Source organism: Sulfurospirillum diekertiae, assembly GCF_002309535.1.
Classification (GTDB): domain Bacteria; phylum Campylobacterota; class Campylobacteria; order Campylobacterales; family Sulfurospirillaceae; genus Sulfurospirillum; species Sulfurospirillum diekertiae.
This window is the reverse complement of sequence record NZ_CP023275.1, coordinates 2,633,147-2,648,903: the sequence shown is the minus strand read 5'-3', so window position 1 is coordinate 2,648,903 and position 15,757 is coordinate 2,633,147. Positions and strand designations below refer to the sequence as shown.

Here is a 15,757-nt window from a genome sequence, read left to right as displayed (position 1 = left end):
AGCGCTCCTATACGGTAACGTATTGTACTATGTCCACGTGAGTCTTTACTTGATTCGTATCAATTTTGCAAGTGTGAGCGTTATCGGTACGTGTGACTATTTGTAAGAAGCGATGGTCGCTGCAACTGCTTTTAAATCATCGTCATTTAATCCCACAGCGATAGGTTTCATAACGCCTTTCATTGCGCCACCTTCGCCATTTTTATAACCATTGACAGAGGCAATGATTTTGTCTGCATCCCAGCCTGCAATAATTTGAGACTTGTTCAATGCTACCTTAGCTGCTTTTTCCCCATGACAAGAGAAGCACTTCGCCTTATAAATTTCAGCACCATCGGCTGCAAATAAAGTTGAAACAGAGGCAATGAGTAAACTTAAAAGAATTTTTTTCACGATTTTCCCTTTTGGAATGAATTTTTAAAAATATATAATAAATAGAAAATTATGTCCTTGACGAATATCAATATTGATCCAAATTAAGCATAACCTTTGTACAATAAATGCGTAGTAACCAACTTCAAAAAGGAGAGACCATGGCAAAAAGTAAAGATATGAAAAAAGAAGTCAAGAAGAAACCCGAGAAGTCGCTCAAAGAGAAACGCGAAGAAAAAAAAGCGAAGAAGTCCTAGTTATCTAGGGCTTCTTTAGCTGACTGCTTTAAAGATCAGCACGACACTGCTCACCACAACCATGCACAATGCTATTTTTTTGAAAATCTCCGCATTAATACGGTGAAACAACTTTTCCCCCAGATAAAATCCTATAGCCAATGCCGGAATAGAAAAAAGCAAGATGACCCAGAGTTCTTTTACTTTGAGGGTGCCTGCCATGTACGACAAAATGATAGACACGAGATTGATCAGTAAAAAATACCGCGTCAGATTTCCTCTGAGAACACGTGCATGTTCTTCTGCTTTGGCGTTGAGATAATATAAAATAATCGGTGGCCCATTGATACTCGTGGTCGTCGCCAAAAAACCACTTAATCCGCCTGCAATGGCTTTTGCAAAGGTATGATGACGAATCGTGACGTGATAGTTTTTCCACAAAAGGAATGTAAAAATAAGTAAGATTCCGCCCATAAAGAGTTTCAGCAGATCCACATTGATGACACGCAGACAATACGCCCCAATCATTGCCCCTAAAATACTCGTGATCAGAAAAGGTGAGATCGCTTTGAAACTACCGTCATGATGCGTTGTTTTCATCATCATCAGTCGTATGATAAGACCGGTGAGCATGGTGATCATCACCGTATCTTTGGGGTCTAACACAAGGGCTAAAAGCGGCGCTGTTATGATCGCATAGCCAAATCCAGTCGTGGTTTGTAAAAAGCTTGAAAGGATAAAGACAGCAAAAATATACCATTCTATCAACACTTCCACCGTCTCCTTTACGTCGATACGACATTATAACAAAGTAGATGAGGTTTACATGTAAAGGTGAAATGCTATTTTTCTCTTACATTCCAAAAGTATCGTAAGAGTATTTTAAGTGCATAACTTCTATACTTTGCAGATAACTTAAAAAAGAGAGCAGATGAAAAAAATCGTTTTAATCGCAACCCTTGTATTGAAAGACTCACGTGAAGGTGTTTTGGAGGCGTTAACCACGTTGCATAAAGCAACCCATCAAGACGATAAGGGCTGTTTGCAGTATGATGTTCATCAAGACATCGAAAAAGAAAATACCTATGTTTTTATTGAGACGTGGGGGAGCGAAGCGCTTTTGGCGGCACATATGGAAAAAGAGCACTATAAAGTGTATAAAGCATTTATGGGTGATAAACTAAAGAGCATAACGCTCCAAAAATTGGAAAAAATCTTATAGGAGACACTATGGAAAATCCAACAATCAAACAACTGCAAAATCGAAAATCCATCCGTCAATTCACGGGTGAAGTGATCAACGATGAGCACTTAGAGCTTATCTTTAAAACAGCGCAACGCGCACCAACTTCCATCAATGCGCAACAAATAAGCCTCGTTTACACACGCGATAAAGCCAAACTCAAACAGATTTCCGAGTTGTGCAACCATCAAGCGCATATTGCCACTGCGGACGTGTTTGTGGGCATTGTTATTGACTTCAATCGTACAAACATCATTACCGAGAGCATGGGAAAAAAACACGTCATCGAGCAGAGTGCGGAGGGCATTATGGTGGGAGCTGTGGATGCGGGGATTATGCTTATTCAGCTTCAAGTGGCTGCTGAAGCTTTGGGGTATGGCACAACATCTATCGGTGCGGTGCGTGAAAATTCTGACACGATGATAAAACTTTTCAACCTTCCTCCCAAAACGTTCTTAGCGGTAGGGTGTACCATCGGTGTTCCAACCAAAGAAGCCAAAAATGCTCCTTTGAAACCACGTGTTGCACTCGAGAGCTTCGCAATGCAAGATACCTACGATAGTGAAAAAGTGAAAAAAGGGGTATTGGAATATAATAAGACCTTTAAAGCTTTCAGAGATGCGACAGGAAGCGGTTCAATGCCTACTTACGCAGAGATTACCTCAAATGCGTATTCGAGTATTTACTACCGAAAGACAGGCAAAGTTTTAATGGCACAAGGGTTTGCGTTTAAGGACGAATAGCCTTTCAAACAGAGGAATGCCAAGGCATTCCTTTTCTCTTCTTTTACATGTAAAGAGTCACTATTAAAATTAAAACAAACGTTTGACATAAACATCTGTTTTGTGATAGCATTTGACTCATATATTTCATAAAGGAAGACAGTGTTCAAGATTCCTAGCAAAGCAAAAACAATCAACCAATCCAAAGCAAAGATCTTAGAAACGGCTTATCGTCTTTTTGGAGAGCGTTCTCCAGAAGATGTTTCTATCCGAGAGCTTGCCAAAGAAGCAGGGGTCAATATTGCTTCAATTCACTATTATTATGGAAGTAAAGAAGCATTATATCTTGCTGTTGTGACCAATATTACAGAACTCATGGCTGAAAAATACAGTGCGTTTACACTTGCCTATGAAACAGCGCTCAAAACATCAATACCTTCTGATGCATTTTATATAATGTGGGTAAAATATCTTATCGAAACATTGGCTTGAACGATGCTTGGTAAACTGAAAACCAATAATTATCTGCATCGTATTTTAATACGTGAGCAGATGACACCTTCCAATGGTTTTGAGCTTCTCTATACCAAGGGACTTGAGCCAATGCTGAATACATTAGATAGCTTGGTGGCACATATCATGCACCAAGATAGCGCTACCATCGAAGTAAAAGCACGCACTCATGCCCTTCTTGGCTCGATCATCGTATTTAGTGTTCAACAAAGTACCATTTCACAGCGTATCCCTTTTTTAGGGGAAGATGTGGATACAAACATGGAAATTATTATTCGTACAATTTTAGAAAATACAGAGTATGTCTTACAAGAGTTGAGCAGACAAAGGAAATAGCGATGAAGAAGATAGCAATAGTGATTGCATTGGCACTTTTAGGAAGTGGTGGATGGTACTATTATCAGAACTATGTCAAAGTATTGGATAAGACACTACATTTTTATGGAAATATCGAAAATCGTACACAAGATCTGGCGTTTCGTTTTCTTGGCAAGATCGAAACAATTGCAAAAGATGAAGGTCAGTCTATCGAAAAAGGCGAAATGCTTGTTACGCTAGATACTACATTATTGCGGTATGAATTGGAAAATATCAATGCGCAAATCATAGCTGAAAAGGCAACGCTAAAGAGGCTGATGAAAGGGTATCGTACAGAAGATATTGCTCAAGCACAAGCCAGTGTGCAAGAAAGCTATGCAGCATTTTTGGGGGTACAAGATATCTATAATAGACAAAAAAAACTGTTTGATTTGGATGCTACAACAGAGCAAGACTATATCGCAGCAAAGACACAATACGATAAAGCAAAAGCCACATACGATAAAGCAAAGAGCAATTATGCACTCCTTCAAAGTGGGTATCAAGTAGAAGATGTTGAGGTGCAAAAAGCCAAAGTATTGGCACTTGAAGCTAAAGCCAAAAGCCTTGAATATGACATTAAAGATGCGACGATTTATGCACCAACCAAAGGAACTATCCTTGCTCGTCACAAAGAGCCTTCTTCGATTGTGTCTGCTGGGCAGAGTATCTTACAAATCGCGTTAGAAGATGAATATTGGGTTCAAGCTTATGTTGATGAACCAGACCTTGGCTCAATCACGCAAGGTGAAAAGATGCTTGTGTATGTTGACTCACGCAAAAAACCGTATGAAGGTCACATTGGATTTATCTCTCCTGTTGCGGAGTTTACCCCTAAAAATATTGAAACAACACAGCTTCGTCCCGATCTTGTGTATCGTTTTCGCGTCATTATTGCAGAGCCTGATTCACATCTCAAACAAGGAATGCCTGTTACGATTACATGTCAAAAAGATCAGTAACCATGACGATTGTAACGGCTCAAAACCTCTCTAAAACATTTGCAAATAGTCAGAAACCAGCTTTTGATGCGTTAAATTTTAATATCGAGAGTGGAAAGATTACAGGACTGGTGGGGCCTGATGGTGCTGGAAAAACAACACTGATTCGTATCTTAGCAGGGTTGCTAAAATCCAGTAGTGGATCGTTGGAAATTTTAGGTACGATCATGCCTTGTTCTCAAAGTGACTTTTTACAGCAAATTGGTTATATGCCTCAAAAATTTGGTTTGTATGAAGACTTGAGTGTCGCAGAAAATATGCGACTTTATGCGGCTTTGCAAGACGTTGAAGAACCTACAAAACGCATCAAAGAGCTCTTAGATTTTACCGATCTTTCGGCTTTTTATACACGTAAGGCAGGAGCGCTTTCAGGCGGGATGAAGCAAAAACTAGGTCTAGCCTGCGCGTTGATTAAAAAACCAAAATTGTTACTGTTAGATGAACCAGGTGTTGGGGTTGACCCAATTTCGCGTAAAAATCTTTGGGAAATGATTCAGAGTCTTCTGAAAGAAGATATTGCAGTTTTGTGGGGAACATCGTATTTAGATGAAGCCGATAAATGTGATTCTGTGATATTGCTCAATGAAGGTAATGCCTTGTACCAAGGCACGCCTACAATTATGAAAGCGCCGTTGATTGGCTATGTGTACCGTATTGAAAACATAAGCAGTGATAAACGAGCACTTTTAACGGCGTTGTTGCATTTAGAAGACGTCATGGACGCAGTGTTAGTGGGTGAAGCGATACGCGTTAACCTGAAAGAAAATGCCTCTTTCCCCTTTGATGCGTTACATGCCTGCGATGCCAAGGCAAAAGCGGTGGTGTGTGATCCCACCTTTGAAGATGCTTTTGTCCGTTTATTGGGAGTTAAAACCGAACCTGAATCACTCGTAGCCACAAAAATGGCTACGACTCCAATGAGCCATTCGCTTCTGATAGAAGCCAAGAATTTAACCAAAAAATTTGGTAATTTTACAGCAACAGATCATATTGATTTTGAAATTGGACGAGGGGAAATATTTGGCTTTTTAGGACCTAATGGTGCTGGAAAATCAACCACTTTTAAAATGCTTTGCGGATTGCTTGTTCCAACACAAGGTACTGCGAAAGTGATGGGTGAAGACCTCTATGTTGCTGGGGCAAATGCGCGAACACATATAGGCTATATGGCACAAAAATTTTCATTATACGGGAGTTTAAGTGTTCAAGATAACTTAGATTTTTTTGCAGGCGTGTATGGCTTATCTGGTCAAAAATGCGCGCAAAAAATAAAAGATATCATTCAAACATTTGAATTCAAACCGCATCTTCAAACCCAAGCAGATCTCTTACCTCTAGGCATTAAACAGCGTTTAGCGCTTTCGTGTGCCTTAATGCATGAGCCTTTGGTTCTGTTCTTAGATGAACCGACCAGCGGAGTTGATCCCATCACTCGCAAAGAGTTTTGGACACACATCAACGGCATTGTCAAAAAAGGTGTTTCAGTGATGGTGAGCACGCATTTTATGGATGAAGCAGAGTATTGTGATCGGATTATGTTGATTTATAAAGGCAAAGCCATTGCTTCGGGAACACCCGATGAGCTTAAACATCTTGTCTCTTTGAATGCGACAATGGAAGAGGCTTTTATTCATCTGATACAAGCATATGATCAAAGGCTTATAGATGAAAAGTAAACGTCTTGTTGCCCTTTTGATCAAAGAAAGCCTTCAAATCATACGTGATCCAAGCGCCATTTTAATTGCTATTATCTTGCCCCTTATTTTACTTTTTTTGATGGGATATGCTGTTTCATTAGATGCGAAACATATTCCTTTGGGGATATTTCCTAAAAGTAATACGAAAGAGGCTCATGAACTAGTAACTTCTTTTGTTGGATCGCCTTTTTTCGACACATCAATACAGTATGATAAACAAAAATTAATCCAATCACTTCAAGATGGCCATCTTAAGGGCGTGATGGAAGTCTCTGGTAATTTTGGAAAAAATAATACCTACGCGATACAACTTTTAATCGATGCGACAGAGCCTAACACAGGAGGTTTAATTCAAAATTATGCCTCGAAGATTATCCAAAAATGGGCGGTACAAGAAGGAATAATGCCCTCAGCAGGTATTAGTGTTATTCCACGCTATTGGTTCAATCCACCACTTTCGAGTCGTTATTTTTTACTTCCAGGCTCCATCGCGGTTATCATGACATTGATCGGTACTTTGCTGACAGCTTTGGTGATCGCGCGTGAGTGGGAACGAGGTACAATGGAAGCATTGATGGCAACACCCGCTTCGATGATGGAGATTATACTAGGCAAATTAATACCGTATTTTTGTTTAGGTATGGGCTCGATGGTGCTCTGTTTTGGTGTGGCTTATTTTTGGTATGAGATTCCTTTTGAAGGCAGTATCTGGATCTTATTTCTTTTAAGTGCTTTTTACCTTTTTCCTTCGCTTAGCATTGGCTTACTGATTTCCACGGTTGCAAAAAACCAATTTGTTGCTGCACAAGTTTCAATCGTTGCAGGCTATCTACCGGCATTTTTATTATCGGGTTTTTTATTTGAGATCAACAATATGCCTTACTGGTTGCAAATTTTTACACACATCATTCCTGCGCGTTATTTTGTTGAGTCCTTGCAGACAATTTTTCTTGTGGGAGATATACCTTCTATTTTTATCAAAGACATGGTGTGTATGTTTCTTGTCGGGCTTTTCTTTTTCTTACTGGTTGTCAAGAAAAGTAAAAAGGGATTGGAATGATTACACGGTTATGGGCCCTCATTCGTAAAGAAGCGTTAGCCATAAAAAATGACAAAAAAAGTCTTTTTGTGGTGATCGTACCACCTTTAATACAAGTGTTAATATTTTCTTTTGCCGCGACATTGGAGGTAAAAAATATTGATTTAGCGGTGTTTGATCACGATGGCTCACAGGAAAGTCAAGCTCTGATTCAAGACTTTAAAGGCTCCTCGTACATTAAAAACCTTGTGCAGATTAAGAGTGAGCATGACGTGGCAGAACTTCTCAATACCCAAAAAGTTTTAGCTGTTCTTGTCATACCTCAAGGCTTTAGCAAACAAATACAAAATGAAAAAGCAACGGTGCAGTTATTGTTAGATGGTAGGCGTTCCAATACAGCACAAATCGCGGAGGGTTATATCAGTAGCATTGTGCAGACATTTTTTCTCGCCCAATCACATGTAACACTCAATGTCACGATCAACACTCGATTTTTATACAATCCCAATATCAGCAATTTTTGGTGGATTGTCCCCAACCTTTTTGGCTCCATCACGATGGTGGTTGCCATGCTTTTAACATCGCTTTCCATTGCCAGAGAGCGAGAACTTGGCACATTTGATCAGATCTTGGTCTCACCGTTGCGCCCTTTTGAAATTCTTTTAGGTAAACTCATCCCTGCCTTAGTGATCAGCATTTTTGAATCAACCTTAATCTTACTGTCTGCCATTTATTTTTTTGGTGTCCCACTTATGGGCTCTTTAGCCATTCTTTATGCCAGTGTGGTTGTCTTTTTATTTTCCATATCAGGAGTTGGTTTGTTTATCTCAGCAATCTGCAATACTCAACAGCAAGCTATTTTAGGGGCATTTGTCTTTTTACTTCCTTCGTTGTTACTCTCAGGCTTCGCGACACCTGTGGAAAATATGCCTTTATGGCTTCAACCGCTGACCGAGTTCATTCCCCTTAAATACTACCTTATTCTGATCAAAGGGGTTTTCTTAAAAAATATCACATGGAGCGTTGCATGGCCACTGATTGCGCCTATGTTTGGATTAGGCATTATTTCTATGAGTGTAGCTATGGTATTTTTTAGACGGAAATCTCGTTAAGTATATATAAATCGTGTGTGGGCAACTACTTGGTTGCCCCTAAAAAACTACGATTTAAACTTCGATAATTCATGATTGAGTGTTTCCGTGAGTTCATGAAGGTGTTCACTCGCCCCTGCGATCTCTTCGACACTGCGTGTATTGGTATGGGTCAATGTGCTAATTGCTTCGATATCTTTGGTAATGGCATCAATCTGATTGGATGTATCGATATAGTCTTGAACGGTTTTTTGCGTGTTGGTGATGGTACGTGCAAGAACGGTTGCCACTTCTGAAACATTGGACTGGACATTGATGGAAATGCCAGAAATTTTAGTGATATTTTCAGAGTTGGTATTCATCTCAACACTGACTCCATTGATGGATTGTGTGACAACATTGATGGTCGCATTGATCTCGACCAAGGATTTTTGCGTACGCTCTGCAAGTTTGCGTACTTCATCCGCAACGACTGCAAATCCTCTTCCATGTTCTCCTGCCCTTGCTGCTTCAATGGCGGCATTGAGTGCGAGGAGATTGGTTTGATCGGCGATGTCATTGATGACATTAAGGACGTTTTTCACTTCATTGGTATTATCACTCACAAGAGTGAGTTTGTTCGCAAGTTCGATTTCGTTGTGGGCGGTATTTTGAAGAAGACTTGAGAGGTTAGAAACGTTTTCTTCGACTTTTTTAAGGCTTTGTGTGACCTCATGTAATTCATTTTTAGAGCTTTCTGCACTATGCCTAGATTCTCTCAAATAGGCTTTTAATGAAGTAGCTTCTGTGGTGGTTTTAGTTACGATAAGCGCCTCTTCTTCAGCACGTCTCCCCACATCAATCGCAGAGATAGAGAGTTCATGTGCCACGGAAGCGTTTTCCGCACTGTTTGTTTTTGCCGTTGTAATGATGGTATGAATTTTATCGATGAAGAGATTGATGTTTTGACTCATCTTGCCTAACTCATCTCTTGAATGTATCGTAAGGCGTTGTGTCAAATCACCATCATTGCTAGAAAGGTTTTTGATGACATCATTGAGTCTCTCCAAAGGTTTAAACTGCGTATTGAGAATGAACCACAACAGAATCAGTGAAAGCCCAAGCAGGATATTTCCAGAGATAGTTAACGTGATGAACATGTGATCGATAGCTTTGAAAGCAACGTCTTTGTCTATGGTCACAAAAATAATCCAGCTATTTTCTAGCTTATTGAAAACTAATACTTTATCTTTTCCGTCGCTTGCTTGATAGTCATAAATGCCTTCAGGGCTATTTTTGACAAGAAGCTCAAGATGCTTAAGCGACTCATTGGCGTCATACAGCACTTTCCCAATTAATTTTGGATCAGGATGAACATTTCTTTTTCCCATAGCATCGGTTGCAAAGGCATACCCACCTTCAAATTTTTTTGTATTAATTTTCTCAATCACTTGGGTTAAATAAACATCATTGGAAACAACACCTGTGAATACACCATTCACAAATACAGGCGTGGCGATAGAAATGGTGGGTTGTCCTGTGGTGGCATCGGTGTAAACATCGGTGACGACAGATTTTCCTTCCGCTTTTGCCTTGATGTACCACGGTCGTTTTCTAGGATCATACCCCTCTTTTTGTTTCGTTTGGTCACTGTAGATCATCAAACCACTCTCTTCTACACCCATGTATGCTACGGCAGCTTTAGTCTTTTTAAACGCTGTTTGGAGATAAGGTTTCATCGTAACATCTGTAAATTCTGGCAAGTGGGCAATGTCTTCCGCGGTTGTCTCTAGGACGAGTTTTTGAGCATCAAACCACGAATCAATCTCCAGTTTTAACGCATGTGCTTTGGCTAATTGCGTCTGTTCTATCTCTTGCCGTAGGTCTTGTTTAAGATTGATAAAACTTAACATTCCAAAAATAAAGAGAGATGCTCCTAAAAATAGGCCTGCTGATACAATGATTTTTTGCTTAAATCCGAGATGCATATTGTTCCTTTATTTGACTCAATCGTGCAATTTTTTATGCAATGATACTGAGTGGAAATTACCAAACTATTACATCATCTTATAATTTATGAGTAATTTTATGACGTAAAATTAAAATAATAAAGAGAGCTATCAATAAACTTTTTTCGTTGGAAATCAAGTAGAAAAGTTTATCGTAGGGTTCAGAGCGAGCATAATTTTTAGCATTGTATGGAATAATTGAGTTATGATAGAGGAAAGATAAACGTGCTAAGGGAGAAAAAATGAGACGATTTTTGATGCGAATCTCTTTTGGGCTGATCCTCGCAAGTCTTGTGTTAAATGCTGTTTTGGTGGTGATGTTTTCATGGACCTATACCGCCCTCACGCAAGAGACACTCGTCGCAACGGTTTACTTTACAAAACCCTACGATAGCAGTGGTTTTCATGTCGCGCATTTGAATGGTGAAAATGGCAAAGTGGTTGGCGATTTTAAGATCTATGGTGAACAGTGGCGCATCGATGCTAAATTTATGAAAATGAAATACTGGTCCAATCTTTTAAAACTGGACTCACGCTATGTTTTAGAGCGCTTTGAAGGGCGTTATAAAAAGAGTGAAGACCAAAACAGCCATCAAAACCTCTCATACGATCTTGGCGAAAACACCTTATTAGATCGTTTCACCCTGCTGGGATGGAACCCCTTTGTCGACATTGAATATGGAAGCTCCGTCTACCAAGAAATCACACTTAATCAAGTCTTTGAAATCTATAAAACCCCAACAGGCTTCGTGGTACGAAGAGCTCCGTTGGCAGTGGATGACAATGCAATGAAGAGATGATTTTCTAGTTTGCATGGCTTGGGATGAAGTATAATTAGCTTTACATGTAAAAGTAGTCTAGCTGCATTTACATTTATTAAAGAAGGGAAAAATACGTAATGCATGCATACATAATAAATACAAAATATAGTGTCGAAATTTTAATAAATTTAATTTTTGATGAAATACATAGTCTCGATACTTTTAAAAGCGAACTATCAGCAAAAGAAAGTCAATTTCAGCATTATCAAAAAGAATTTGAATTTAAAGATTTTAATGATGATTTTTGTGATTTACAGGTACAAGATGCTTTTATAAAAATGGCTGAATCAAAGAAAGGTGTTGATATTTTGAAAAGTCAAATTCATGTATTATCTATAAGCATTCAAAATAAAGATTTTTCGATTCGAGCTCTATGCGGTGCATTATTGCAAATTGCAAAACAAGGGATTTCTTTTGTACATGGTAAGTATAAACATTTAGCACCTAATGGGCACAAAACTTTTGGAGCAGAAACACTCAAAAATGTAATTTGGGAAGGTAGAAATCAAACATTACATTTTGAGGAAGGGATTTTTCAGCAACCAATAATAGACTGTTTCAAAAATTTGGAAATTGCTTATGGCTCAGATTTTTTATTATCCAAGCCACCCAAAAATAAATCACTTGAAATTATTAGATTATTGGACTGGACGACTTATAAAAACTATGAAAAAGATATGGTATCTATTTTAGGGTAGGATAATTATAAAAAGCCATTTCTACTTATTCATACTTCTTTTCCGCTAAAATACCTCTCCAAAAAATCTTTACATGTAAAACCTAGGAAAGCAGAAATTATGAATCCACTTATTCCCATTTTAGTGCAAAAAACTGGCATTGCCAAAGAAAATATTATCAACATTTTAAAGCTGTTAGATGAAGGCTCGACCATTCCGTTTATCGCAAGATACCGCAAGGAGATGACGGGTGGGGCAAGTGATGAGCAGCTTAGGGAGTTTGATAGCATTTATGCGTATGCGAAGAAACTCCATGATCGCAAAGAGGAGATTTTACGGCTGATTGCGGAGAAAGTCGTCTTGAGCTCTGAGGTGAAAAAAGCGGTGGAAAAGGCGCAAACACTTCAAGAGTTGGAAGATATTTACAGGCCATACAAAGAGAAGAAAAATACGCGTGCCGCAGTGGCGATTGCGGCAGGGCTGAGTCCTTTAGCTGATGTTTTAGAGAGGGCTGAGTTAGAATTTGAAGCATTTGAAAAAAGGGCGCAGAGCTTTGTGAACGACACAGTTAAAAGCGTGAAAGAGGCAATAGCTGGGGCACAAGACATTATCGCGGAGCGTTACAGTGACGATGCGAAAGAGCGAGAGTATTGGAGGGCACAACTGCATGACTACGCCTCGTTTGAGATCAAAGCGACTAAAACGCTCAAACCTGATGGACTTTACGCCAAACTTGCGGGAAAAGCCGAGAAAATCGCCTCCATACCATCGCATCGTTACCTCGCGATGATGCGTGGCGTGAGCGAAAAAGAGGTACATGTAAAGATACTGCACGACATGGAGCGAGTGGAAAGTGCCATCACGCGTTACCGCATTCCACGCAATGCCAGAAGCTCGAAAAGCTACCTTTTGGAAGCCTATTTGGATGGCTTTAAACGACTTCTCTTTCCTTCACTAGAGCGTGAAATTCACGCCATTGTGAAAGAAAAAGCCGACACACAAGCGATTGCCACCTTTGGGAAAAACCTCTCACAACTGCTCAACACGCCACCTGTGACCAAACGTGTAATTTTAGGGGTTGATCCTGCGTATCGTACGGGGTGTAAACTCGCTGTTGTGGATGAATATGGCACGTACCTGACCCATGCCGTCATCTATCCAACACCACCGCAAAGTGACTATGAAAAGTCTGCAAAAGTCATCAAAGAATTTACGCAGAAGTATCACATCACCGCTGTGGCGATTGGCAATGGTACAGGTTCGCGCGAAAGCCAAGAGTTTTTTGCACGTCTCAACCGTGAAGAAGGACTCAACCTTGCTTATACGGTGGTTTCCGAAGCGGGCGCTTCCATCTACTCCGCATCGAAAATTGCCACCGAAGAGTACCCAAACCTTGACGTGACGATCAGGGGAGCGATTTCCATTGCGCAACGTCTGCGCGACCCGATGGCGGCACTCGTGAAAATCGACCCAAAATCGCTTGGAATTGGTCAGTACCAACACGATGTCGATCAAAAAAGTCTAGAGAAAAAACTGAGTGAAGTCATCGAAGATTTGGTTAACCGCATTGGCGTTGATCCTAACAGCGCTTCCATCTCGTTGCTCTCTTATGTAGCGGGCGTTGGCGCAAAATTGGCTAAAGCGATCGTCGAGCATCGTGAGAGCAAAGGGCCGTTTACATGTAAGTCTGAACTTTTACATGTAAAGGGTTTGGGGGCGAAAGCGTACGAGCAATGTGCGGGATTTTTCCGCATTCGTGAGGGTCAAAGTGTGCTGGACAATACGGGCGTTCACCCTGAGAGTTACGCCATTGCTCAGAAGCTTTTGACGCGTGTCGATTTGGCAACACTTTCCAAAGAGCAGATTATCACTTTAGCGCTAGAGCAGGGCATTGGCGAAGCAACGCTTCAAGACATCATTGCCGAGCTTTTAAAACCAGGGTTTGACCCACGAGAGAGCTTGCCACCGATTGCCTTTCGTTCGGATTTGACCGACATCAGCGAGCTGAGTGAGGGTTCGATTGTTTCAGGCGTGGTGCGAAACATTGCTGATTTTGGCGCATTTGTGGACATTGGGCTTAAAAACGACGGACTCATTCATATCTCGCAAATGAGCGACAAACGCATCGCTCATCCTTTGGAAGTGCTCAGCATCAACCAACAACTCACACGTATTCGCGTCCTTGAAGTGGATAAAGAAAAAGGCAAAGTGAGTCTTAGTCTTAAAGAGCTACCGTAGGTTGGTAGCTCCGTTTCATTTTCTTATGCTTTAAACTGTTTGAGTTGAGCGTTGAGTGCTTCACTCATGGCATCAAGATCATGCGAAGTTGCAGCGATTTGTTCGATGCTTACAACATTTGAGGCAGCAGAAGTATTGATCTTTTCAAAGAGTGCTAAGATATTGTGGATGCCAAGTTTGATCTGTGTAGAATTATTGGCAGTGACTTCGACTTTCGCTTTCGCTTTTGACATCGTATCGACTGTTAAGGTAATGACCTTTTGAACAGTTTTAGAAGATTCTGAGCTCTCTTGAATAAAACGAGCATTGACGCTCATCTTTTCGCTGACACTATTGATTGACTGGACGATGACCTGAATGGTCGCGTTGATTTCCAGTAAGCTTTTTTGGGTTCGTTCTGCGAGTTTTCGTACTTCATCGGCTACCACGGCAAATCCACGCCCATGTTCACCCGCACGCGCCGCTTCGATGGCGGCATTGAGCGCTAAAAGATTGGTTTGATCGGCAATATCGCTAATCATGGTTAGGATGGATTGTACTTGTTCTGTCTCCTGTGAAAGCCTCTCTAAGTCGCCGGCTAGGGCATTTTCGGATTCTGAACTTTGTTGGATGTCCGCTTCCATGCGACTGATTTTAGTTTTTGCTTCTTGCAACATGGTGTTCGCATTATCAATCTCTTGAACCATCATGACAGATTGCTCTGTTGTTGCTTCTATGACCTCTTCAAGTTTGAGTAATTCTACTTGATTGAGATTGATCTCTTTGGCATTATCTTCAATATGCATGCCAATCGTACGGGACGTTTGACTCAGCTCTGCAGCCGTGAGGGCATTTTTTTCAGAAGCCTCTTTGACATTGTGCATAATGCTCTGCATTTTGGCAATGGAATGGTTAAAGTTGTCGGTAGCATTTGAAATTTCATCGTTTCCATCTAAGGTCACTTGGTAAAGAAGGTTGCCTTGTTGGAACTCTTGAGCTAAGAAGGAAATGGCTTTAATACGGTGCAAAATAACTTTAATGGAGAGATAAATTAAAGTAATGGTCGCAAGAAAGATAAACGCGAATATAAAACTAAGCATGATACTTTCATTGCGCAAAAGATCACTGGCATTGGTCTCATTGGCACTGGCATATTCATTGGCTAACACAACAATTTGATCAACAATATTTCGATGTTCTACATAGGCATCTTTCAGTTTTCCAGAGGCTAAGAGAGATGCTTGTTTGAAGTCTCCTGCTTGCACAGCAGGGATAAACTCTGTCTCCAAAAGTGTGAAATAGTGCATCGCTGGAGCATACGCTTTTTCGACCATTAGCGGTTTTATTTTCTCATGGTGAAGGTTTTTGACCCAAAAGGCATGTCTTTCTTCGTATTCTTGCTTTAATGTTTTGATTTTTGCGATAAAAGTGGCAAGTTCAGCGCTGTTCTCGGTGCGTAACATCTCTAAGCTAACCAGACGCGTTTCAATAATATATTCAGGTGGCGGTAAAATGTCAGCAACCAAATCTTTGGCGAGGATAATTTCATTGTAAAGTTTACCATTGATTTTAACTTCATGAATGGTTGTATAGGCAAAAAATGCAAATAAAAATGAGCCTGAGATAAAGACAATCGCAATACCCCAAAGCCGCAGTTTTATGGTGATGGACTTAAACATTAAAGATCCTTTGTAAAATTTCAAATGCTACGCCGTATTTTACAGGAGAAATAAATGCTAGGTCACCCTTGGCTGATTAATAAATAATCAATTTTGAAATATTT

15 protein-coding genes are annotated in these 15,757 nt (G+C 40.3%); 11 read left to right on the top strand and 4 right to left on the bottom strand.

All coding sequences use genetic code 11. The annotated features are described in order from the left end of the window. Window positions 1-96: 96 nt before the first annotated feature. Together SJPD1_RS13575 and SJPD1_RS13570 are read right to left on the bottom strand one after the other, a co-directional pair. Entirely contained in the window at window positions 97-393 is a 297-nt protein-coding gene (locus SJPD1_RS13575; protein ID WP_087439640.1) for a c-type cytochrome, read from the bottom strand. A 251-nt stretch (window positions 394-644) separates the two neighbouring features. After that, on the bottom strand, window positions 645-1,379 hold the full coding sequence (locus SJPD1_RS13570) for a sulfite exporter TauE/SafE family protein (RefSeq protein WP_168171369.1): 735 nt from the start codon (window positions 1,377-1,379) through the stop codon (window positions 645-647). Between the two features lie 160 nt (window positions 1,380-1,539). On the opposite strand from SJPD1_RS13570, the gene SJPD1_RS13565 reads away from it, so the two are divergent. The 8 genes from SJPD1_RS13565 to SJPD1_RS13530 all read left to right on the top strand — a co-directional run bounded on the left by SJPD1_RS13565 (window position 1,540) and on the right by SJPD1_RS13530 (window position 8,292). Further along, window positions 1,540-1,830, top strand: coding sequence for a putative quinol monooxygenase (locus SJPD1_RS13565; protein ID WP_087439638.1), 291 nt, complete (start codon window positions 1,540-1,542; stop codon window positions 1,828-1,830). 8 nt (window positions 1,831-1,838) lie between these two features. Then, window positions 1,839-2,594 carry a nitroreductase family protein gene (locus SJPD1_RS13560; RefSeq protein ID WP_087439637.1) on the top strand — a complete coding sequence of 252 codons (756 nt, stop codon included), beginning with the start codon at window positions 1,839-1,841 and terminating at the stop codon, window positions 2,592-2,594. Between the two features lie 141 nt (window positions 2,595-2,735). Further along, on the top strand, window positions 2,736-3,065 hold the full coding sequence (locus SJPD1_RS13555; protein WP_096047620.1) for a TetR/AcrR family transcriptional regulator: 330 nt from the start codon (window positions 2,736-2,738) through the stop codon (window positions 3,063-3,065). Between the two features lie 3 nt (window positions 3,066-3,068). Next, on the top strand, window positions 3,069-3,422 hold the full coding sequence (locus SJPD1_RS13550) for a CerR family C-terminal domain-containing protein (RefSeq protein WP_096047619.1): 354 nt from the start codon (window positions 3,069-3,071) through the stop codon (window positions 3,420-3,422). A gap of 2 nt (window positions 3,423-3,424) precedes the next feature. After that, window positions 3,425-4,405, top strand: a complete 981-nt coding sequence (locus SJPD1_RS13545) for an HlyD family secretion protein (RefSeq protein ID WP_087439635.1) — start codon at window positions 3,425-3,427, stop codon at window positions 4,403-4,405. 2 nt (window positions 4,406-4,407) lie between these two features. Further along, on the top strand, window positions 4,408-6,120 hold the full coding sequence (locus SJPD1_RS13540; RefSeq protein WP_096047618.1) for an ATP-binding cassette domain-containing protein: 1,713 nt from the start codon (window positions 4,408-4,410) through the stop codon (window positions 6,118-6,120). Then, window positions 6,110-7,201 carry an ABC transporter permease gene (locus SJPD1_RS13535; RefSeq protein ID WP_096047617.1) on the top strand — a complete coding sequence of 364 codons (1,092 nt, stop codon included), beginning with the start codon at window positions 6,110-6,112 and terminating at the stop codon, window positions 7,199-7,201. The genes SJPD1_RS13540 and SJPD1_RS13535 overlap by 11 nt, the downstream gene beginning before the upstream one ends. After that, the gene (locus tag SJPD1_RS13530) at window positions 7,198-8,292 is read left to right on the top strand and encodes an ABC transporter permease (RefSeq protein WP_096047616.1); all 1,095 of its coding nucleotides are present in this window, start codon (window positions 7,198-7,200) and stop codon (window positions 8,290-8,292) included. Before SJPD1_RS13535 ends, SJPD1_RS13530 begins: the two co-directional genes overlap by 4 nt. A 47-nt stretch (window positions 8,293-8,339) precedes the next feature. Here SJPD1_RS13530 and SJPD1_RS13525 read toward each other — a convergent pair whose 3' ends face one another. Beyond that, window positions 8,340-10,238, bottom strand: coding sequence for a methyl-accepting chemotaxis protein (locus tag SJPD1_RS13525; protein WP_096047615.1), 1,899 nt, complete (start codon window positions 10,236-10,238; stop codon window positions 8,340-8,342). A gap of 263 nt (window positions 10,239-10,501) precedes the next feature. Here SJPD1_RS13525 and SJPD1_RS13520 point away from each other — a divergent pair, with 263 nt between their 5' ends. The 3 genes from SJPD1_RS13520 to SJPD1_RS13510 all read left to right on the top strand — a co-directional run bounded on the left by SJPD1_RS13520 (window position 10,502) and on the right by SJPD1_RS13510 (window position 13,995). After that, a complete protein-coding gene (locus SJPD1_RS13520; RefSeq protein WP_096047614.1) occupies window positions 10,502-11,059 on the top strand; it encodes a hypothetical protein in 558 nt (185 codons plus the stop codon). Between the two features lie 98 nt (window positions 11,060-11,157). Further along, window positions 11,158-11,778: a hypothetical protein gene (locus SJPD1_RS13515; protein ID WP_096047613.1), complete on the top strand. Its 621-nt coding sequence runs from the start codon at window positions 11,158-11,160 to the stop codon at window positions 11,776-11,778. Between the two features lie 99 nt (window positions 11,779-11,877). Further along, complete coding sequence (locus SJPD1_RS13510; protein WP_096047612.1) at window positions 11,878-13,995, top strand: helix-hairpin-helix domain-containing protein; 2,118 nt, start codon at window positions 11,878-11,880, stop codon at window positions 13,993-13,995. A 23-nt stretch (window positions 13,996-14,018) separates the two neighbouring features. Here the strand turns inward: SJPD1_RS13510 and SJPD1_RS14905 are convergent, their stop codons facing one another. Further along, complete coding sequence (locus SJPD1_RS14905) at window positions 14,019-15,653, bottom strand: methyl-accepting chemotaxis protein (RefSeq protein ID WP_096047611.1); 1,635 nt, start codon at window positions 15,651-15,653, stop codon at window positions 14,019-14,021. Between the last annotated feature and the right edge of the window lie 104 nt (window positions 15,654-15,757).